This is a genomic window from Dyadobacter fermentans DSM 18053 (assembly GCF_000023125.1).
Classification (GTDB): Bacteria; Bacteroidota; Bacteroidia; order Cytophagales; family Spirosomataceae; genus Dyadobacter; species Dyadobacter fermentans.
The window spans coordinates 3,254,457-3,275,367 of record NC_013037.1 but is presented as its reverse complement, the minus strand read 5'-3'; the positions used below and the strand labels follow the sequence as shown (position 1 = coordinate 3,275,367).

At 52.4% G+C, this 20,911-nt stretch carries 20 protein-coding genes; 8 read left to right on the top strand and 12 right to left on the bottom strand.

The window, feature by feature from the left end:
• The first annotated feature begins 273 nt into the window (after positions 1 to 273).
• On the top strand, positions 274 to 720 hold the full coding sequence (locus DFER_RS13110; protein ID WP_015812121.1) for a hypothetical protein: 447 nt from the start codon (positions 274 to 276) through the stop codon (positions 718 to 720).
• Here the strand turns inward: DFER_RS13110 and DFER_RS13105 are convergent.
• Positions 717 to 1,430 (bottom strand): YebC/PmpR family DNA-binding transcriptional regulator, encoded by a 714-nt coding sequence (locus DFER_RS13105; RefSeq protein ID WP_041735069.1) that lies wholly within the window; start codon positions 1,428 to 1,430, stop codon positions 717 to 719. The genes DFER_RS13110 and DFER_RS13105 overlap by 4 nt on opposite strands.
• A gap of 114 nt (positions 1,431 to 1,544) precedes the next feature.
• Here DFER_RS13105 and DFER_RS13100 point away from each other — a divergent pair, with 114 nt between their 5' ends.
• Positions 1,545 to 2,012 carry a GNAT family N-acetyltransferase gene (locus DFER_RS13100; RefSeq protein ID WP_015812119.1) on the top strand — a complete coding sequence of 156 codons (468 nt, stop codon included), beginning with the start codon at positions 1,545 to 1,547 and terminating at the stop codon, positions 2,010 to 2,012.
• A gap of 395 nt (positions 2,013 to 2,407) precedes the next feature.
• Positions 2,408 to 3,364: a methylenetetrahydrofolate reductase [NAD(P)H] gene (gene metF, locus DFER_RS13095; protein ID WP_015812118.1), complete on the top strand. Its 957-nt coding sequence runs from the start codon at positions 2,408 to 2,410 to the stop codon at positions 3,362 to 3,364.
• A gap of 66 nt (positions 3,365 to 3,430) precedes the next feature.
• Here the strand turns inward: metF and DFER_RS13090 are convergent, their stop codons facing one another.
• A complete protein-coding gene (locus DFER_RS13090; protein ID WP_015812117.1) occupies positions 3,431 to 3,751 on the bottom strand; it encodes a heavy metal-binding domain-containing protein in 321 nt (106 codons plus the stop codon).
• Between the two features lie 173 nt (positions 3,752 to 3,924).
• On the opposite strand from DFER_RS13090, the gene DFER_RS13085 reads away from it, so the two are divergent.
• Positions 3,925 to 4,503 (top strand): nitroreductase family protein, encoded by a 579-nt coding sequence (locus DFER_RS13085; RefSeq protein ID WP_015812116.1) that lies wholly within the window; start codon positions 3,925 to 3,927, stop codon positions 4,501 to 4,503.
• A 2-nt stretch (positions 4,504 to 4,505) separates the two neighbouring features.
• Entirely contained in the window at positions 4,506 to 5,483 is a 978-nt protein-coding gene (locus DFER_RS13080; protein WP_015812115.1) for an ABC transporter ATP-binding protein, read from the top strand.
• Positions 5,484 to 5,488: 5 nt separating this feature from the next.
• On the opposite strand, the gene DFER_RS13075 is transcribed toward DFER_RS13080, so the two are convergent.
• The 7 genes from DFER_RS13075 to DFER_RS13045 all read right to left on the bottom strand — a co-directional run bounded on the left by DFER_RS13075 (position 5,489) and on the right by DFER_RS13045 (position 14,457).
• Positions 5,489 to 8,008, bottom strand: coding sequence for a DUF5686 and carboxypeptidase-like regulatory domain-containing protein (locus DFER_RS13075; protein ID WP_015812114.1), 2,520 nt, complete (start codon positions 8,006 to 8,008; stop codon positions 5,489 to 5,491).
• A complete protein-coding gene (locus tag DFER_RS13070) occupies positions 8,005 to 8,610 on the bottom strand; it encodes a SanA/YdcF family protein (protein ID WP_015812113.1) in 606 nt (201 codons plus the stop codon). The genes DFER_RS13075 and DFER_RS13070 overlap by 4 nt, the downstream gene beginning before the upstream one ends.
• A 92-nt stretch (positions 8,611 to 8,702) precedes the next feature.
• Positions 8,703 to 11,447, bottom strand: coding sequence for a DNA gyrase/topoisomerase IV subunit A (locus DFER_RS13065; RefSeq protein WP_015812112.1), 2,745 nt, complete (start codon positions 11,445 to 11,447; stop codon positions 8,703 to 8,705).
• Between the two features lie 165 nt (positions 11,448 to 11,612).
• The gene (locus DFER_RS13060) at positions 11,613 to 12,254 is read right to left on the bottom strand and encodes an NUDIX hydrolase (RefSeq protein ID WP_015812111.1); all 642 of its coding nucleotides are present in this window, start codon (positions 12,252 to 12,254) and stop codon (positions 11,613 to 11,615) included.
• Between the two features lie 51 nt (positions 12,255 to 12,305).
• Positions 12,306 to 12,545, bottom strand: coding sequence for a DUF2442 domain-containing protein (locus tag DFER_RS13055; RefSeq protein ID WP_015812110.1), 240 nt, complete (start codon positions 12,543 to 12,545; stop codon positions 12,306 to 12,308).
• A gap of 23 nt (positions 12,546 to 12,568) precedes the next feature.
• Positions 12,569 to 12,802, bottom strand: coding sequence for a DUF4160 domain-containing protein (locus tag DFER_RS13050; RefSeq protein ID WP_041735065.1), 234 nt, complete (start codon positions 12,800 to 12,802; stop codon positions 12,569 to 12,571).
• Between the two features lie 71 nt (positions 12,803 to 12,873).
• Complete coding sequence (locus tag DFER_RS13045; RefSeq protein ID WP_041735062.1) at positions 12,874 to 14,457, bottom strand: NAD(P)/FAD-dependent oxidoreductase; 1,584 nt, start codon at positions 14,455 to 14,457, stop codon at positions 12,874 to 12,876.
• Positions 14,458 to 14,631: 174 nt separating this feature from the next.
• On the opposite strand from DFER_RS13045, the gene DFER_RS13040 reads away from it, so the two are divergent.
• The 3 genes from DFER_RS13040 to DFER_RS13030 are packed head-to-tail and all read left to right on the top strand — an operon-like array spanning position 14,632 to position 16,990.
• Positions 14,632 to 15,555: a sugar phosphate isomerase/epimerase family protein gene (locus tag DFER_RS13040; protein ID WP_015812107.1), complete on the top strand. Its 924-nt coding sequence runs from the start codon at positions 14,632 to 14,634 to the stop codon at positions 15,553 to 15,555.
• A 50-nt stretch (positions 15,556 to 15,605) separates the two neighbouring features.
• Positions 15,606 to 15,818: a type II toxin-antitoxin system HicB family antitoxin gene (locus DFER_RS13035; RefSeq protein ID WP_015812106.1), complete on the top strand. Its 213-nt coding sequence runs from the start codon at positions 15,606 to 15,608 to the stop codon at positions 15,816 to 15,818.
• Positions 15,819 to 15,826: 8 nt separating this feature from the next.
• Entirely contained in the window at positions 15,827 to 16,990 is a 1,164-nt protein-coding gene (locus DFER_RS13030; RefSeq protein WP_015812105.1) for an acyl-CoA dehydrogenase family protein, read from the top strand.
• Positions 16,991 to 17,033: 43 nt separating this feature from the next.
• Here DFER_RS13030 and DFER_RS13025 read toward each other — a convergent pair whose 3' ends face one another.
• From DFER_RS13025 to DFER_RS13015, 3 genes are all read right to left on the bottom strand, one after another.
• On the bottom strand, positions 17,034 to 18,020 hold the full coding sequence (locus DFER_RS13025) for a sterol desaturase family protein (RefSeq protein WP_015812104.1): 987 nt from the start codon (positions 18,018 to 18,020) through the stop codon (positions 17,034 to 17,036).
• 189 nt (positions 18,021 to 18,209) lie between these two features.
• Positions 18,210 to 19,700 (bottom strand): helix-turn-helix domain-containing protein, encoded by a 1,491-nt coding sequence (locus tag DFER_RS13020; RefSeq protein WP_015812103.1) that lies wholly within the window; start codon positions 19,698 to 19,700, stop codon positions 18,210 to 18,212.
• A 162-nt stretch (positions 19,701 to 19,862) separates the two neighbouring features.
• Positions 19,863 to 20,534 carry a porin family protein gene (locus tag DFER_RS13015; protein WP_015812102.1) on the bottom strand — a complete coding sequence of 224 codons (672 nt, stop codon included), beginning with the start codon at positions 20,532 to 20,534 and terminating at the stop codon, positions 19,863 to 19,865.
• Between the last annotated feature and the right edge of the window lie 377 nt (positions 20,535 to 20,911).

Here is a 20,911-nt window from a genome sequence, read left to right as displayed (position 1 = left end):
GTAGAATGGCTGGTATTTACTTAGTTTTCAGTTGGTTATTAGTGTTTTAAACATAACTCGCCGGTACGTCCAAAGTAGTTGCATTCAGGACGCACTTTTTCGATGATAGCGATTTGTATTTTTAGAAGAAATAGGGGCTGGTCTGACTATTTATTTCGATGCAGTTGTCGTACCCCCGGCGGCTGCGAGTGAGTACGCATTATTGAACGGCTGCTCATTATATTTGCAACCTTTTGATAACAGCTGCCGCACGGGCAGCCATATTTCTGACAAATGGATAAAGCAACGGTGATCGCCGAACTCAAATCTCTTCTCGATGAGCGCATGCAGGTGGCGTGGACCGCCATGGAAGCGGCGCAGGAGTCGGCGAATGATCAGGGGAAGAGTTCGATGGGGGACAAATATGAAACGTCGCGGTCGATGGGGCAGCTGGACAGGAATATGCACGCGCGCCAGTACGAGCAGGCGCGGCAGGAGCGGCTGATCCTCGAAAAGATAGGCGAAGGCGAGTCGCCTGTGCGCAGTGCGGTAGGGACGCTGCTGGAAACGACGGCGGGCTGGTTCTTCATCGCCGTCAGTCTGGGGGCCGTTAAAATAGAAAATGAGACCGTTTTGGCAGTCTCATCTTCGTCTCCCGTGGGCGCCTCCCTGTTAGGGAAGGAAGCCGGGGCCTATTTTGAATTTATGAAAAAACAACACCGGATTGTGGCGCTGCATTAAGCCATGTTATGGTAAACGCGCTGCACGTCGTCGTCTTCCTCGATCTTTTCGATCAGTTTCTCGACTTCCGCGATTTGCTCTTCGCTCAATGTCTTGGTATCGTTCGGAATGCGGTCGAAATCCGCTTCCACGATTTCATAGCCGTTCTCTTCGAAATAATGCTGTAATGCACCAAACGCCGAGAACTCGCCGTAAATGTTGATCAGGTTAGTCTCTTCGTCGAGGAAAACCTCCTCGCCGCCGGCGTCGATCAGTTCGAATTCCAGCTCTTCGAGGTCCTTACCGGTGTTTTTGATCTTGAAAATGCATTTGCGGTCGAAAATGAAGTCGAGCATGCCCATTGTTCCCAGGCTGCCGCCGAGCTTATTGAAATAGCTTCTTACGTTAGCCACCGTGCGGGTTGGGTTATCTGTCGTGCTTTCAACGAGGATCGCGATGCCGTGCGGGCCGTAGCCTTCGTACACCATTTCCTTATAATCGTCCTGATCTTTGGCAGTTGCGCGTTTGATAGCCCTTTCCACGGTTTCCTTCGGCATGTTCACTGCCTTGGCGTTTTGCAGGAGAACCCGGAGTTTCGAGTTGGTGGCGGGGTCTGCAGTTCCGTTTTTCACCGCCAGAACGATGTCTTTTCCAATCCTCGTGAAAGTTTTGGCCATCTTGTCCCACCGTTTGAACATCCGTGCCTTTCTGTATTCAAAAGCCCTTCCCATACTTATAATATATTATTAGTTATTTTAATGTTGGTACCTTGTATTGCTAATTGTGCCGCAAATTTATAAAAACGGTCAATATCAGGCGAAATAAATTCTTTTGAACAATTCTTCATGACAAATCAACTCAACTGGCGCTTTCAGACATTTGACGAACTCACTACCAAAGAGCTCTATGGCATCCTGCGGCTGCGAAGCGAGGTTTTCGTACTCGAACAACGCTGCTGTTACCTGGATATGGATAACAAGGATTTGCAGAGCCACCACCTATCGGGCTACCGCGATGGTGTGCTCATGGCATTCGCGCGGATCGTTCCGCCGGGATTATCATACGAATACCCGGCAATCGGGCGGATCGTGGTTTCATCGCAGGGCCGCGGTGCCGGTCACGGCATCGAGCTGCTGAACGTCTCGATCCAGAAGGTCGAAGCCCTGTACGGCAACGTTCCGATCCGCATTGGTGCGCAGCTCTACCTGAAAAGGTTTTACGAGTCGTTCGGTTTCAGGCAATCGGGCGAGGTTTACCTGGAAGATGCCATCGAACACATCCAGATGACGAGACCTGGCGTCGGCCAGGCTTAAATGTGTTGCTTCCTGGGGAATCATTTCCCAAAAGTGGTGAAATTATAAACACTGGTTGTAACCGGTGATATGCTAATTGAACTCTAAACTGCCGCTAAAACGCCGGGAAAACAGGATCTTTGCCGAGAAACGTAGTAATTAATCTACATTTCGATAAAAAAAGTTTGATATGAATTGCTCGCAATCTCTTTCTTTCCTAATTTGGCACAGAATTTTAGTTATTAGTATTCAGTCAAGCAAATTGTTGCTTTGGGACTGACGCCCTGTCAGCAACCCAATTAACATTTTTGACGAACACTGATAGAGGAGGGTTTACGTGGAATGGCCTACTGTAATGCGGTAGGCCATTTTTTTGCTTTCTTTGTACTCGTTAGCAACACACCACCGCCTTTATAATGACCAAAGTTACCGAGTATATCCGCCGTGCGGAAGGCAAAACCTTATTCTCCATCGAGATCATTCCCCCGCTGAAAGGCCAGAACGTCAACGAATTGTTGAATTCAATCGAGCCTTTAATGGAGTTCAATCCACCTTTTGTAGATGTTACGTATCACCGCGAGGAGCTCATCGACCGCGTCGGGACCGACGGCACCATCGAACGCATTCCCATCCGCAAGCGACCCGGAACAGTGGGTATCTGCGCGCGGATCATGGAGCGGTTCAAAGTGGACGCGGTGCCGCATGTGATCTGCGGCGGGTTTACCAAAGATGAAACCGAGGACGTACTCATCGACCTGCATTACCTGGGCATCGACAATGTGCTCGTGCTGCGCGGCGATGCCGAGCGTTCTGCGGGCGTGTTCAGGCCAAAACCCGGCGGGCATTCCTATGCATCGGAGCTGGTGACGCAGGTGGATAATATGAATAAGGGCATACTCCTCAATGCGGAAACGCAGGTATGGCCAACGGACTTCTGCATCGGCGTGGCCGGCTATCCCGAAAAGCATTTCGATGCGGCGTCGTTCGATACGGATTACGCGGCTCTAAAAAGGAAAGTAGAGCTGGGCGCCAATTATATCGTGACCCAGATGTTTTTCGATAACCGGAAATATTTCAGTTTCGTAGAACGCTGCCGCGCCGAAGGCATTACCGTGCCGATCATCCCCGGCTTGAAACCGATTTCAACTAAAAAACAGCTGACCGTCCTGGCCGACATATTCCACCTGGAATTCCCGCAGGAGCTGGTAAAAGAAGTGGAACAATGCGCGACCGACAAAGAGGTGCGTCAGGTAGGAATTGAATGGGGCATTCAACAATGCAGGGAGCTGCTGGCCTATGGCGTGCCCGTGCTTCATTTTTACACAATGGGCAAGTCCGATAACGTCTCGCAGATCGCCCGCGCCGTATTTTAGATGCGGGGCATCCCATGCGGGGCATCCCATGCGGGGCATCCTAATGCGCGGATTACGATGCAAGCACTATTCGTAGCACACTGCGGTGCCGTTGGCGCTTACCATGAGCATTGAGCTGCCGTTCCCGATCGTTTCGAGGTCGATATCCACGCCGATCACCGCATTTGCACCGAGGCGTTGGGCCTGTTCCATCATTTCGCGGATGGCAATGCTCTTGGCCTCGCGCAGGCCCTGCTCGTACGAGCCCGAGCGCCCGCCCACAACGTCGCGGATGCCCGCGAGGAAGTCCTTGAAAAAGTTGGCGCCGATGATGGCTTCACCATTCACCAGGCCGATATACTTTACGATCTTTTTACCTTCGATGTTCGGGGTAGTAGTAACAAGCATGCGATTTCAGGTTTGATTGGCGATGTTTTTTGACGGGCCAAAGTAAAGGGTTTTGCAAAAGGAGAGGCTGAAAATAATGGTTTAGCGGCAAAGTAGCACGGGTTCGGGGTAAATTTTAGGTATAATCGTTAGTTTTGCCCTTTGACCAAATTTGAGTAGTAAAATAAATTGTAATGGAACAGACCGTAGAAGTCATTAATCATATCATCCGCACACGCCGGAGCATCTTCCCACCCAGCTACATCGAGAAGGAGATTCCGCAGGAAATCATCGAGAACATTCTCGAAAACGCCAATTACGCGCCAACGCACAAACGCACCGAGCCGTGGCGTTTCATGGTGTTCCGCGGACAGGACAAGCTGCAACATCTGGCGAGCTTTTTCATGGAGCGCTACCGGAATAACACCCCTGCCGAATCATTCTCGCAGGCGCGTTACGAGGCTGCCGGCGAAAAAATCCTGAAATCGGCCTGTGTGATCGCTATTAATGCAGAGCTTCACCCGAACGACGTGCCCGAATGGGAAGAAACTGCCGCAGTGGCATGTGCAGTGCAAAATATGTGGCTCACGGCTACGGCTTACGGCATTGGCTCGTATTGGAGCAGTCCGGCGGTGCTGAAAGAACTTGCCGAGTACCTGGAGCTGCCAGAAGGCCAGAAATGCCTCGGCCTCTATTACCTGGGTTACCACAACGCGCCCGACACACCGGCGCGTCGGAATAGCTCCATTCAGGAAAAAATTACCTGGGCCTGAGCATGAAACAGTCCCGTCCGACGCTACGCGCACAGCAAATCACCAAAACATTTGGCCATGACACCGTCCTTTCCGCCGTCGATCTCGAACTGGCGCCGGGGGAATGGCTGGGTATCCTGGGTGAAAGCGGGTCGGGGAAAAGCACCTTGCTGCGCATTCTGGGGCGTTTCCTGGATGCGGAGCAAGGTGATGTTTTTTTCAAAGGGCAACTGCTGAAACCCGTGGCCAGCGAGCTGATGCCCGGCCACGAGGCCATCCGGCTCATTCACCAGGAGTTTGAACTGTTCCCGAACCAAACCGTGGAGGAGAATATAGCTTATTCGCTGCGTTTCTACGAGCCGGATTACCGACACGAGAAAGTAGCGGAGCTTTTGGAAACCACCGCATTGAAAAACGTGAAAGACCGGAAGGCAAAGTTGCTCTCAGGCGGTGAAAAGCAGCGCACAGCCATTGCAAAAGCCATCGCCGAACTGCCCGACGTGCTGCTGCTCGACGAGCCTTTCGCGCATTTGGACAATCACAACCGCCGCGTGCTCGCCGACGCGATCGAACGCCTGCGCAGGCAGCAGAAGATGAGCTGCATATTCGTCACGCATGAAGCCGCCGACGCGCTGGCCTGGTCGGACCGCATTGCCGTGCTGCGCGATGGGAAAATCGTCCAGATCGGCACGCCGCAGGAGGTTTATAACAATCCGGTAAACAGCTACGTGGCCGAACTGACGGGAGATATCAACTGGCTGGCGGGTGACCAGGGCAAAAAGCAATTCTACATTCGCCCCGAGAAGATCAAACCCACCCGAAAACCCGAAAAGAGCCGTTGGATAGGCAAAGTGGAAGCGGTGCGCTTTCATGGCAACCATTGGGAAATTCGTTGTTTAAAAGGGAAAGAGCAATTATCCTTTTACCGCAACAAGCCGGATCTCGAAATCGGGCAGGAAGTGCATCTTACTTATGCTTCCAAAGACCTCAAAAGCATTTAAAATCCCTACAATTTAAACCAGAAGGAAATCTTCACGGCGAAGGGCGACACATTAGGGTTGTCGAGATACGTGAGCCGGTGGATGAAATCGACGCGGCCCGTGCGAAAAATATTGTCGATCCCGTAGCCGAGTTCGAGGTAAGGTTTTGAGCCTAAGCGGTTGAATGTCAGTATTTGTTTGCCCGATTCGTCGGTAGTGGTGGTGAGCGTCTCGTTCGCATGGCTGATGTTGCCGTAAAACAATCGGCCCGTGGCCAGCATACGCAGTTTCAGCCGCCGGATCGCAGGGATGCGGTTTAATATAAATCCTTCGAAATTGTGCTCCATCCGCACCGCGAAATACCGGTCGCTCACAAACTCGAAATAGCGCATCAGATTATAGGCATTCTCCACATAAAAGAACGACTCGTTGCCCAGCGGCGTGTAGAGCATCGGGTAGGGAAGGGTGGAAGGAATATAGCCGAACGTTACATTATAATAGGTACGCCCGATCACGCCTGCGCGAAAGCTCTGTTTAATATTGAAAGAAAACTTATTGTAGTTGAAATCGGCGCCGAGCAAATGCTTGAAACCGTGCGTGTAGCGCAGCGTAAATGCCGGTGAATTTCCGGTGCCCATGCTGATCCGCTCATTGTCATTCAGCAAAAATGTCTCTTTCCGGGCCAATCTTGCTTCAAAATTCACTTCCGTAACATCGAAATCGCTCCGTAACGGGGAATGCTCGCCTGCGGCGGGATCGGTGCGGTAAGTGAATGGAAACAGCGGATCGAACGTGCGGTGCCGGAGCTGCACACTGCCCGTGAGCCCTTTCACCACTTCCCTTTTGAAATAGGCCGAAATATCCTGCTGCCAATAGGGCCGACGGAATGCCCCGAACCGCGACAATGCCCCGAAAATGGTGCTCGGGCCAATGGTTTCGGTGGTGAGCCCCAGTCGTTCAAGGTCCCGTGCGTAGGCGATGCCCGCCATTGTCCACGGTTTGCGGCTGATAATGTAGTCCAGGCCGCCGCCGTATTTAAATGCATGGTCGCGCGTGCCGTACGCCCCGTAACCGCTGAAAATCCATTTTTTGCTAAATCCCGGATCGGTCCGGAAGCCGAGGCGGAAACGGTGGCCTTCGACCCTGTTGTTGGCATACAAAAACAAATAGGGACCGAGGTCGATATTCCATTTGTCGATGCGCTTGTAGCCGTTTACAAAAATGTTGAGCAACTCGGTGTAGGTCTTCACCACCGGGAGCGCTTTCAGGGAGTCGATCAGTTCAAAAGTCAGCTTTTCCGGCGCGCTGAGTACTTCCGGCCGGCTTTTTATCCAGAATGTCGTGTCGTGGTCGCGGTAATCGTCTTTGAGCTCGATGGCGGTGTCGTAAAACCGGTTTTCGCGCGGGGCGTTGAGCTTGTACCCGGATTGGGCGGAGTAGAATTTCAAAAGCATTCCCGCGGCTTGCGGGGTGGGCTCGTCCACGTCGATCAGCACGCGGGTCCTGCGCGGCAGCCAGTGGCTATTGGCCTCCGAAAGCTCGTAGGATTGCTGGATTTTAATGCGATCGATGTAGTTCAGGTTGGCTTGTTTGCCCACGTTCACGTCCACCTGCGTCAATGCAAACGTCTCGCCGTCGACCCACATCGTGCCTGTAAATGCAAGGTCCTGTTTCTGGCGCGGTTCGAAGTCGATCTGGTAGTCGTATCCGGTGCCGCTGGGGATGCTGTCCGCCAGGTAATATTCGTAATACAGCTTCCAGTTGTCGGAAATGGGGGAAACAAAGTCCTTTTGCAGGATATTGAGCCAGTTGTTGTAAAAATTGTATTGCTGAAACGTGGACCCGATCAGCTGCGAAACCACACTGCCGTCGGTCAGCCCCACGCCCGAGACTTTGGTTTTGTTGATCACCTCTTTCTTTTTCTGCGGATCGCGGCGGTAGAAGACGTCCGAAACCGACTCGGAAATGAAGATCGGGATGATCGTCTCGCCGTTTTCACCCTTCACGCCATCGAACTGGTCGAGGATATGCGCCATTTTCTTGACGGATTTCCGCTTGCGGAACCCATCCGACAGGTTATCAATGTCGATCTGGATCTTGTTGTAGGATTCGTACTCGTAGGCGGTCAGCTCGTCGGGATTATTGGCCTTTTTTCGGGCTACTATTTTCCGCAGGATCGCCCAGGCCGGGTTTTCGCCTGCCGATATCCGCACTTCCCTCAGTTGCGTTGTTCCGGGTGTGAGCTGAAAATCAATCGTTTGCCGTGCTACGTCCGGCATAATCGCTTTGCTCCGGCTGGTATATCCCACATAAGTAACGACCACCGAGTCCGCAGGTGCGGTGAATGTAAGCTGGTAAATGCCGTCGAAGTCGGTGATAGTGCCCACCGGCCGGCCCTGAATGCCGACGTTCGCAAAAGGGACGGGATCGCCCGTAGTGGCGTCGGTGACGCGTCCTTTGAGGTTATAAACCGTTTGAGAAAAGCCATTCGTGCGAGCAAGAATGGCGAGCAGGAGCAGAACGGTGATGTGCGCGCGCGGCCTCATTCGTCATGCTCATTTTTCCCGATTTGAATATTGGAAGTTACGTCCGCGGCCGGACGTAGAATGTGAACGTCGAGTACCGCCTTCGGGCGCGCGAGGTATTCGCGCACGAGGGTTCGGAAGGAATAGCCGTCAGGAACGTCCTGAGCGGCGAAAGAAATGGCATTAATGCCTTCATTGTGAGCAATGTATAATGCCCTTGCGTTGTGGAAATTTTGAGAAATGACAGTGAAATTATCCTGGTTGAACACCTGTTTGCAGCGCACAATGGAATCGAACGTGCGGAAACCGGCGTAATCGAGCGTCATCACGTTCTCGGGAATGCCCAGGTTAAGCAGCGCGCGCTGCATATCCAGCGGCTCGTTATAGTATTGCGAATCGTTGTTGCCGCTGAGGATAATGTATTTGATTTTACCCTCCTTAAAAAGCCGCGCCGTGGCTTCCATTCTGTATTTGAAAAACAGGTTTTCCGTTCCTTTTTCCGACTTTTTACTCGTGCCGAGCACCAGCGCCACGTCATTCGGCGGCAGGCTTTCGATCGAAAAATAAGAGTATTGCCGCGTACAGTAAACGACCCAGAAATTGCAGAGCAAGATGAAAACCATGCAGGCAAATAATAAGGCTAGTATGATTTTGATCAATTTTTTCACCTGTACACGCGTTGCCTTGTGAATTTTCAGTTCCTGAGCATTCTTCCCTATTCAAACAGCCCTAGCTGTTTTTTCGAATCGGGTCCTTTCTTGTCTTTTTTTGGTTTGGTTTCGCTTTTTGTTTTGGATTCTTCGTCTCCGTCCGCCGCGCTGGCCTCAGTTTCGTCTTCGGGCTCCGTTGGGATAACAGTATTTTCTTCCAAAGCATTCGCAGTTTCCTCTGTCGCTTCCTCGGCATTGTCGTCGTCCGGGGCTTCGCCGGTTACCGTTTCGGCCGGTTCTTCTGTGGGAACGGCAAGGGGTTCGAGCCAGCGGATGTCCTTGAATTTGTCGTTAGGAATGCGGTTGCCCTGCGCGCGCCAGCCGCGGATATCGACCATGTCTTCTACCAGATATTCCTCGGTCGATTGCTCTTTCTGCGCCGTTTTGGGATAAACGATTTCCAGGCGCGGGCGCACATCTGTGCTGGCAAGGATCAGCTTGCTGTTTTTGGCGTCGCTGATGAAAAGGAATTTCTTGTCGAGCGACGAAGTTTCGATGTTGAACCGCTTGATAAAATGCTGTTTCTGACCACCATCAAAATAAATGGCCGTAATCGGCAGTTTGGTGTCGAACTTCTTGACAAGCAGTACTTCGTGCGGCTCGTAATGGTTCGTCAGGTCAAAATTCGTAAGCTCGTAGCTGCCGTCCTTGTAAATCACGACGATATTGTCGCTCGGGCCGAAATTGCCAAGGTATTCGCCGCGTTCGTCGCGGTTGAGGCGACCAATAATTGGATCGAACCACATATCCACGCCGCCCAGCGTCGAGCGCCCGGCCGCTTTCAATGTAATTTTCCGTACGGGATATTTCGTGAGAATGTTACCCATCGCGCTCCGGTTTTTGATCAGCAGCTCCGCAAAATTGTAGTCGAACTGCTTGACTTTTGCTTTGCTTTGTGCTTGAAGATTAACCGTAATGATCTCAGCCTCACCATTATCGTTCGCTGTGAAGTACGTAATTTTCGATTTCGGCGTGCCTTGCGTGAGATCATACTCCCGGTCGCGGGTGACGGCGGTTACCTGGAAACGCTTGGCATATGAAACGCCCGTTTTGCCATCCACATACACGACATTATACACTTTTCGCTCATCGTTTTTGACAAAAACCGCGCAATAGATAATGTCTTTCCCAACAAAAACCTTGTCCTGAACCTTCGTAACCACGCACCGTCCATCGCCCCGGAAAACGATAATATCGTCGATATCCGAACAATCCATCACGTACTCGTCCTTTTTGAGGCCATAGCCGACGAAACCTTCGGCCCGGTTTACGTACAGTTTCTGGTTGTTGGCGGCCACGATATTGGCGGCAATCTGGTTGAAAGCCCGGATTTCGGTCCTTCTGCCGCGGTTTTTGCCATATTTTTTAAGCAGATCCCTGAAATACTCGATCGCGAACCGCGTGATATGCGCCAGGTTGTCCTCGGTTTCGGCCAGGTCGGCCTCCCATTTGCGCATTAGCTCGTCGGCTTTGAAGCTGTCGTATTTGGAAATGCGTTTAATGCGGATCTCGGTGAGGGCAACGATGTCGTCGTCGGTGATCTCGCGGTAAAACTGGGGTTTGAACGGTTCAAGTCCTTTATCAATCGTCCGGATCACCGCTTCGAAGGTTTCGCACTCTTCGATGTCGCGGTAAATGCGGTTTTCGATAAATATCTTTTCCAGCGAGCCGTACAGGATCTTTTCGAGCAATTCGAGCCGTTTGATTTCGAGCTCGCGCTGCAAGAGGTGGACCGTCTGCTGGGTGTTGTATTTGAGAATGTCGGTAACGCCGACGAAATGCGGCTTTTCAGCAATAATAATACACGCATTCGGCGAAATGGAGACCTCGCATTCTGTGAATGCGTAAAGCGCGTCCATCGTAATGTCGGGCGAAACGCCGGGCGCTAGGTGCACCTGGATTTCCACATCGGCGGCGGTGTTATCCACCACCTTTTTGATCTTGATCTTACCCGCATCGTTCGCTTTGATGATCGATTCGATGAGGGAAGTAGTGGTGGTGCCAAAAGGAATGTCGCGGATAACGAGCATCTTTTTGTCCTCCTCCTCGATTTTGGCACGTACCCGTACTTTTCCGCCGCGGTGGCCATCGTTATAGTTGGACACATCGACAAGCCCGCCCGTGAGGAAATCGGGATAAATGGTCACCTCTTTGCCTTGTAGTATGCCGATCGACGCCTCGATCAGCTCGCAGAAGTTGTGGGGAAGTATTTTGGTGGACAAACCTACCGCGATACCCTCCACGCCGAGCGTGAGCAGCAGCGGGAATTTGACGGGCAGCGTGATCGGTTCGCGCTTACGGCCGTCGTAGGAGAGCTGCCATTCGGTGGTATCGTCATTAAAAACGACATCCTTGCCAAACCGCGACAGCCGCACCTCGATGTAACGGGCAGCAGCGGCACCGTCGCCGGTACGGATATCGCCCCAGTTACCCTGCGTGTCGAAAAGCAGTTCCTTTTGCCCGATATTGACGATCGCATCATAAATAGACGCATCGCCGTGCGGGTGGTATTGCATGGATGAACCGACTACGTTGGCCACCTTGTTGAAGCGGCCGTCGTCCATTTCGTTGAGCGCGTGCATAATGCGCCGTTGAACGGGTTTCAGCCCGTCTTCGATCGCCGGAACGGCGCGTTCCAGAATTACATAAGAGGCATAATCAAGAAACCAGTTTTCGTATAAACCCGAAATGGGCAGTTTATCATGCAATCCGCTATCTTCTACGTCGGGCGCAGCTCCGTTTTCGTCCATAAATGCAGGAGGAACCAGGTTTTAAGTATTCAGAAAATAATCATCAGCCATCCGCTTCCCGGCCTTCACAGGGGACTCGCTCGTTCAAAAAGAAAGAAACAGGGCGAAGGTTACCGGAAGATCAGCTTGAATTAACTGCTAATATAGGAAAATAAGCGATAAAACTCAGTTCTCCGGCGCATTGAGCACGGCCAGCAGCTCGCTGATCATCATGGCTGTAGCGCCCCAGATTTTATAACCCTGCACCATATAATGCGGCGCATGTACCTGTTCGCCACGCACTTGGATGTCGCTCGATCCGATAATGTTAATATCAGAAATTTCTTCGAGTTTGATCTCAAAAATATCTTCGACCTCGCGCGGGTCGGGATAGAAGCCGGGGCGATAGGGCATCGCGGCCACGACCGGCAGCACGTGAAAGTTGCTGGCGGGGATGAAAAGTTCGGTCAATGCGCCCAGTATTTTCACGTCCGTCAGCCTGAGGCCGATCTCTTCCTGCGCCTCCCGCAACGCGGTGCGGATGAGGTTTTCGTCGCTCAGCTCGTAACGCCCGCCGGGGAATGCCACCTGGCCGCTGTGCACGCCGTCGTAGGCCGGACGGAGAATGAGGGGGAAATAGATTTCGTCCTGGTAGGGGTAAAAAAGGATCAGCACCGCGCTGCGGCGGGTGCGGGTATTGGGCTTGAAGGTAAGGCGGAGCCGGGAGGAAGCCTGCATTACCCGGTGGGCCGTTTCACCTGGGAGCGGGGATTGCAATTTCTGGGTCAGTTGTTCGGTAAAAGCGGAAAACGATTCCAATGCGGCCATTTAAGAGGGTTAATGAGGTAGTTAGGTCATGGTAGGGGTAGTGTGTCGGACCTAAATTTTTGCGTAATTGAGTTCTCTTTTGAAATCGAAAAAGCTTTCCAGACTCAGATCTTCGTCCAGCTCTTCCCAATGGATGCTATCACCTAATGGACCGATTTCGAAACGCAGACGTTGCGCTTCCGACGCGTTTTCGAGTCGTTTGAACCACCCCAAAGGGTTCCCGATCGTATGACCGCTATCAAGTACCAGATATATATTGGTTTCGTCGAACCAAACCTTGCTGATTTTCATAACAGACTCATTTAAGTACTAAATCATTCACCATGAAATTCATGCCACTTCTTGATAATTAGTTCCGAATGCTGCTCTACCAATGCCTCCGCGAGGACCAGATCCTTCGGTTTTATGCCGCGGCTCTCGACAAGCTTCACCGGATTTACTTCAAATTTGGCCGTCCCGTCAGCGCTTCTGACGTGGATGTGAATGGGTAGATGTTCCAGGCTATAAAAGAAGAACTTCATGCCGAACATCCGGAAAATTTCTGGCATCGTATAGTGTGTTTCTGTTGTTAAAAACCAATATATGCAAATATAACGATTACATAAAATGATTTTAACGCTTATACCAACGCCCCGGCGTACAGCCTGGCGAGTTGCTCCGCGCAGCGTTCGCCGTCCATGGCGGCGGACATTATGCCTCCTGCGTAACCGGCGCCTTCGCCGCAGGGAAATAGTCCTTTGACTTCGGGATGTTCGCAGCTTTCGCGCTCGCGCGGGATGCGTACGGGCGAGGAGGTGCGGCTTTCGACGCCGATCAGTTGGGCGTCGCCGGAGAGGTAGCCGCGCATTTTACGGCCGAAATCCGACAATGCGTCGCGCAATGGAAATGCGATGTGGCCCGGAAGCACGTCGTACAGGTCGACCGATTGCAGGCCGGGCTGGTAGGAAGTGTCGCGCAAATGTGCGGATGTGCGGCCTTTGACGAAATCCACGGCCAGTTGCGCGGGCGCTGTTTGAGTGGCACCTGCGAGTTTGCAGGCGGCTTGTTCGAGTTCGCGTTGGAGCTGTAAGCCGGCCATCGGGCCGAATTCCTTGTAAGGTGCCAGGTCGGCCTCTTCGATCGTCACCACCATACCCGAATTGGCATAGGGGGAATCGCGGCGGGAGGGCGACATGCCATTGACGACCACCTCGCCCGAGGCCGTTGCCGCCGGTACAATGAAGCCGCCCGGGCACATGCAAAACGAGAAAACGCCCCGTTGCACGCCTTTGTAGCGGGTTTGGGTGACAAGGCTGTACGAAGCCGCTGGCAAATACGGCCCGCGATCCACCTCGCAGTGGTATTGTATTTTGTCGATGGTGTTCTGCGGATGTTCGATCCGGACACCCATCGCGAAGGATTTGCTCTCGATAAGGATGTTTTTGGCGTGCAGCAGCTCGTAAATGTCCCGCGCCGAATGGCCCGTAGCCAGTATGACGCCGATGCCGGTATGTTCGTCCTTGTCATTGGTGACCACGCCGGTAACGCGGTTGTCGCGCACGATGAGGTCGGTTACCTTGGTGTCAAAATGGATTTTGCCACCTGCTTTGAGGATGCTTTCGCGCATTTCGGATACCACTACCGGCAGCTTGTTGGTGCCGATGTGCGGGTGGGTGTCGATCAGGATTTGCTCGCTGGCGCTATGGGCGACGAATATTTCGAGCACGCGCCGGATGTCGCCGCGCTTGTTGGAGCGGGTGTAAAGTTTGCCGTCGGAATACGTGCCGGCGCCACCTTCTCCAAAACAGTAATTCGATTCCGGGTTGACGTGATGTTCTTTATTAATAGCCGCCAGATCGCGCCGCCTCGTGCGCACGTCCTTTCCTCTTTCGAACAAAACCGGTTTGATACCTAGCTCGATCAGCCGCAATGCGGCGAACATGCCGGCCGGTCCGCAGCCGACGATCAGCGCCTGCGGGCGCTTGCTCACATCCGGGTACACGATCCGCTGGCCTGCAAGCGCTGGCGGCGTTTCGCCAACATAAACTTCGGCTTGTATATTAATTTTTACCTGCCGGCTGCGGGCATCTATCGATTGGCGTGTTTTGCGAATGAATGGATTGTCGCTCTCGCGCAGCCGGAGTTTCTGGATGACAAAGCGGCGGAAATTGTCCTCGTCCAGCGCGATGTCGGGCGCCAGCGTCAGTTGAAGCGTATGATGCATAATTTTGGAAAGGGATTTATCCTTTAATCCTGCAAAGGTACACATACTTTCGGAGCAGGCAACCGGAGATGCCGGACCGTTGCTACGGGCGATTTACGGTTCTCCGGGTAGCATTTTTCCGAAATGTCCTTTTCTGCACAATGGCAATGCTGCCAGCATTCAAAACAATTCGCCATGTCGCAAAACCGCCGCCAATTTCTGAACACGCTGGCTGTATCGGCCGGGGCTGCCGTGCTTTCCGAGGCCGCCCGGGCCGAGCAGCATGCCGCGCCGTTTCCGTTATCCTGCAACCAGTATTCGTGGATTACGTTCTACGCCCGCGACGGCAAGGAATGGGGCGCCAACCCGGACGCTTCCCTGGCCGAATTCGCCTCCACCGGCCTGAAAGCCTACGAGCCGGCTTTCAACAGCGCGGACGAAGTGCCGAAATTGCTGCCGGTGCTGCAAAAATACCGCCTGGCAATGCCTTCGGTGTATGTCAATACTTCCCTGCACGAGGCGGGCGAGGCCTCGAAGTCAATCTCTTCGGTACTGGCTATTGCCGATGCGCTGAAACCCGCCGATACGAAGATCATCGTGACGAATCCTAATCCTATCCAATGGGGAAGTGAGAAGAACAAATCGGACGAGCAGTTGACCGAGCAGGCCCGCAACCTCGACAAGCTGGGAGCCGAGCTGAAAAAACGCGGAATGACGCTCGCCTACCACACGCACGATGTGGAGCTGCGTGCCGCCGCCCGGGAATTTCACCACATGCTCCTCGCTACCGATCCGAAAAACGTATCGCTGTGCCTGGATGTGCATTGGGTGTACCGCGGCTCCGGCAACTCGCAAGTCGCATTGTTCGACATCGTGAAGCTCTACGGCAAGCGGATCTCCGAGCTGCATTTGCGACAATCCAAAGGCGGTATCTGGCAGGAAACCTTCACTGAAGGTGATATCGACTACCCGCGACTCGCACAAATGCTCGACAGCCTCGGCGTAAAGCCGCATTTGGTGTTGGAACAATGCCTTGAAAAAACTTCACCGAAAACAATGGACGCCGTAAAGGCGCATAAGGAAGATTTGGTTTATGTGAGGAAGGTATTTGGGGTTTGATTTTTTGATGAACTAATATTAATTCAGAAATTGTGAAACAACCTTTGGCTATGTCTAGTAATCACCAACTGATCATATATTGGAGCGACGAAGATCAATCCTTCATTGTTGAAGTTCCCGAATTGCCAGGTTGCATGGCTAATGGGGCGACACAAAGCGAGGCATTGGCCAATGCGCAAAGGGTTATCGACGAATGGATTGCTACCGCGAAAGAGCTAGGAAGGGAAATCCCGAAAGCCAAAGGCAAACTGATGTACGCCTGACTACAAAAATGACTCAAACCGACTTCTTCAATATTTCCGACCTGCTGACCGAAGAGCAGCGCCTCATCCGGCAGGCTGTGCGCGATTTTACGGATCGGGAAATTAAGCCTGTCATCGAAGACCTTGCCCAGAAGGCGGAGTTTCCTCAATACTTAATCCCGAAATTCGGCGAATTGGGCGTGTTTGGGCCAACGATCCCGGCGGAATATGGAGGCGGCGGGCTGGATTACACCAGCTATGGCCTCATGTGCCAGGAAATCGAAAGGGGCGATTCGGGCATGCGGTCGACCGTTTCGGTGCAGAGCTCGCTGGTGATGTGGCCGATTTTTGCGTTCGGCTCGGAGGAGCAGAAACGGAAGTATTTGCCCAAACTCGCTACCGGCGAATGGCTCGGCTGTTTCGGACTGACCGAGCCCGACCATGGCTCGAACCCGGGCGGAATGCAGACGAATATCGTAAAGACCGACGGCGGCTACCTGCTCAATGGGTCCAAAATGTGGATTTCGAATGCACCATTTGCCCAAATCGGCGTGGTGTGGGCGCGCAATGAGGAGGGTAGGGTGCAGGGCGTGATCGTGGAGCGTGGCATGGAAGGTCTTTCAACTCCTGAAATTCACAACAAATGGTCACTGCGGACCAGCGCGACGGGCGAACTTGTTTTTGACAATGTATTAATTCCCGAAACGCATATTCTTCCCGGCGCCTTGGGTCTGAAAGCCGCATTACAATGTCTCGATAAAGCACGGTACGGCATTGCGTGGGGCGCCATCGGCGCGGCGGTCGATTGTTATGATACGGCTGTGAAGTATTCCGCGGAACGCATCCAGTTCGATAAGCCGATCGGCGCATTTCAATTAACCCAAAAGAAACTGGCCGAAATGCTCACCGAAATCACGAAAGCGCAGCTGCTCGCATGGCGGCTGGGCCAGTTGATGGACGCCGGCGAAGCAACCACGGTCCAGATTTCAATGGCCAAAAGAAATAATGTGGAAATGGCGCTGAACGTTGCCCGCGAGGCCCGCCAGGTTCTCGGCGCAATGGGCATTACCGGCGAATTTCCCATAATGCGGCACATGATGAACCTCGAATCGGTGATTACCTACGAGGGCACGCATGACATTCATTTGCTGATATTGGGGGCGGAGATTACGGGGATTGGGGCGTTTAAATAGAACTTCGGCTGTCGGCTGTCGGCTGTCGGCTGTTGGCTATTGTCTATTGGCTGTTGGCTATTGCCTGCCGGCTTTTAGAATTATTGCTTAAATCGTCTGATGGCTGACGGCCGATAGCCGAAGTAACATCTGCCAGCTTTCGCTGCAAATCCTTACTGGTTTCACGCGAGCCGTCCGGCGACCAGCCCGGTGCTTTGAGGAGGTATTTCAGCTTCGTCGCAAAACTGGCCGGCTGCATGAAATCTTCGCCGATGGCCTGCCATTCGTGAAAAATAGTCTGCCTGATTCCCCGCTGTTCCATTTGCTTGGTGAGGCCGTAACGCGGCGGGTCACTGGGTAGTTCTTCCTGAAACGTGCCGAAAATACGGTCCCAGATGATCAGGCACATGCCCATATTTTTATCCAGGTACCGCACATTGCTCGCATGGTGCACGCGGTGGTGCGAAGGCGTTACGAAAATGTATTCGAGCCAGCCCAGTTTGCCCACGTACTCGGTATGCACGATGATGCCGTAAATCTGCGTGATGGAATACATGACGATGATATCAGCCGGATTGAAACCCACCAACGCCAGCGGAATGAAGTAAATGAACCGGTATAGCGGCTGGAATACCGACGACCGGAAGCCCGTAGTGAGATTGAAATGCTCCGACGAATGGTGCGTCACATGCACCGCCCAGAATAACCGGCAATGGTGATCGACGTAATGCAGGGTATAAAATGCCAGGTCTTCGGCCAGGAACAATGCCAGCCAGTACCAATAGGGGTTGGAGATTGGTTCTACAAAGGAAAAATTATAAAACCAGATGAGTACGCCCACATACGCAGCCCGGAAAAGCAGGTCGATCCCGCCGTTGAGCAGCATAAGCGTGGCATTCGTCAAAGTATCTTTCAGAGAATAGGCCGGACGTTTGGCCAGTTCCTCATGGGAAGTCTTGTATGTTAAAAAGATCTCAAGGCCGATCAGGCAAATGTAAAACGGCGTCGATAGTGTTAGAATGAGATCCTCAAAATCATATGTGCCGGGCATAGCAATTTCTTCAAATAGTTGACAAAGATAATTCAGAAGAGAAATGTAACTTTTGACCTGCCTATTTCTAAGAATTTTTTAATAACTCGGCGGGTACTTATCAGACATCCATTTGACAAGAAACCCCCATCAAGGGTTCGGATTTTTAGAATTTGAATGCTAATAACCTGAGTAACTGGTTGACAATAACTAATTAATCATCTTTTTCAATGCCTTCCGAAGCTCTTCGTTCTTATGCCGTTTTTGGAGGATCACCGGTGCTGCAATGCGCTCGCGGCAATCGAAGAGCGAGCAGCGTTCGCAGGTCTGGTTTACCTCGCGGGAATTAAGGGCGGGATCATCGAGAAATGCCAGTTTTTCACGCGTCTGCTCATCGAGATAAATCCCCATGGACACGCTCACGTTCAGGTTGGGCGTAGGCGACATCGGTTGCGCAAAACTCACCACCAGATACTGGTCCTGGGTGTCGATATAGGTCGATTTCTGCGCTTTGCAGAGGATGCGCGGCGGCTGTTTGGCCAAAATCATGTCGCCCAGGTCGTTCAGGACGGTAAGGGCAACCCAGCGGCGGCAGTAATGCTCGTCGCGCACCGTGTGCGGGTAATGCTTTCTGGAAATATGCATTTCCTTCGTCATGTGGAAGATATTCTGGCCGACGAAGTTGTTGAACCGCGCAAAGAAAATTTGATTAATGCCGAAATACCGGGGCAGCACATTGCTCAGCCGGTAGCAAAACGACTCGGGCGTTGTATTGAAATCGTGAATGAGCTGAATGAGGCTTTCCGGCTGCCAGGTTTTTTGTGCAAAAATGTTGGCAATGGCCGGCACCAGCAAACTCCGCTTGATAATCACCGCGCTGGCAAAATAGGATGCCTTGAAATTGTTCAGCAACTGCTCGAACGACTCCGCTTCCACGAGCGCTGTCGTATGCAGCCGGTTTTTCAGATTAAGATACAAATACCCTATCTCACGCCCGTAGATAAATGCCCGTTGTACGGAGGATAAATGGGCGTTGATCAAAAGGCGGGTGCCGGATGCGTTCGTGATCGTGAGCGACCGCACCGTCGCGAATTCGGGGTTGGTGCGCTCGTTGATCGGCTCGATCGTGTAATGGTATTGCGTTTTGAGAATGCTTTCGAGCTGCTGCTCGTCGAGAAGGCGGCTGGCTTCCACATGGTGCTCTTCCAGGAATCGCTCCGCTTCAAGTTCGATATCCTCAAAATAATTGTCGTGCATTTCCTGATAAGTCCGCAATGCCGAGAAATAAAACTTCTCGATCGACATGTTGTAATTCCGGGCGATCTCGATGAGTGTGCCTACAAATGCGCTGATTTTGGTGGGCGCGTCGGAAAGGATTTCGAGCAGGTTGGCCGGGTCAATGCCGAACAGTTCGAGCGGTAATTCCGTTAGCACATTCGAACTGAGCAGATCGGAAATCGGTTCGAGCCGTTTGCTCAGTTTTAATGAAACCAGCGTGTCGTAATCGACTTCAATGGCGCTCGCCAATGCAAGGATCTTGTCGGATTTCGGGTATTTCTTTCCTTTCTCGATTTCATTGATATACGAAATCGACAACCCCGATTTCTGAGAAAGTTCGCTGAGCGACATTCCCTTGTCGAGCCGGAGTTGTTTGAGTTTGAGTCCGAAAACCAGTCTTACATTATCTTGATTGATCGCCACTGTGCTGCTTTATGGGCCTGATTTCGTGCGTTTTCGCTTACAGGCAATTTAATGAATGAAACACAAAAGTAGAAATAGCCCCGCATTCGGCAGGCATGGCGAAGAAAAAAACGGAACCAATGCCACAGATTCCGTTTGATGTTTTGAGCATATCCGCCGGTTTTAGAATATCGCGTAGCCGAGCGTTGCCTGGAACAGGTTGCCCTTCTTCCCGAACTGCGAGGCGGTAGTAGCGTTGTTAAAATTCACCTTTACGATCTCCGTAAAATTGCCCTCATAACGCACGTCGAGGCTTAACCGCCCGAAGTCGAAACCGACACCGGCTTGGTAGCCGTACGCTAGTCTGTTCCGGAACATTACATCCGAGTTATCGCCCGTAAAATCATCGAACGAGTCGCCGATCTTGCCATTGCCTGACAGCCGGAGCGACGCCATTGGGCCGACATTCACGCGGAAAAACCGTGCGACGCGGAAACCAAACAGCACCGGCAGGTCGAAATTGCTGAACCGCACATCCACCTTGCCCTGAGAGTTGGTCAGGCCATCCTTATAAACATTGAACCGGCCGCCTTTTTGCGACAGCAACAGCTCGGGTTGAATGTAGAATGTCTTTCCAAAACGGAAGAAAACGCCGCCTGCGAAGCCTAGCGAGCGATCCGAGTTGTCTTTGAAGTTGAATGCATCACCGCCGGGGGCGAGGGTGAGGTCGTTGCTGCCGTTGATATTCGATAAGTTAGCTCCGGCCTTAATTCCGAAACGGAAAGCGGGGTCGTACTGAGCAGAGGCGGAGTAGCTGATCAACAATGCGCACAAGGCAATCATCACGTTTTTCATAGCACTTGAAAATTGGGGAAAAGAATGGATAACTTCTTCACAACAGTAAAATTCCATGCCGGATCGCGCGACGCAGGAGGCTCCTTCGGAGCCAACGAGGGCGGGTGGCGGCGATTGCTATAAACAGAAAGCTCCTCCGGAGCGGCGTTGCGATGACATGCAGCGGCATTACGATCCTGCGAGCGGAACAAACAAGGCCCCGGAGGCCCGACCTGTTTGTAGCATTCACCGGCGTTACGATCGTGCGAGCGGATCAACAAACGCCCCGGAGGGGCAACCTGTTTATAGCAAATGAACGCGCATGGAATTCCCGGCTCCGAAGGAGCCTCCTGCGCCTGCGAAACGTTCCGAATTTGATGATGGCTTAATAATCAGAC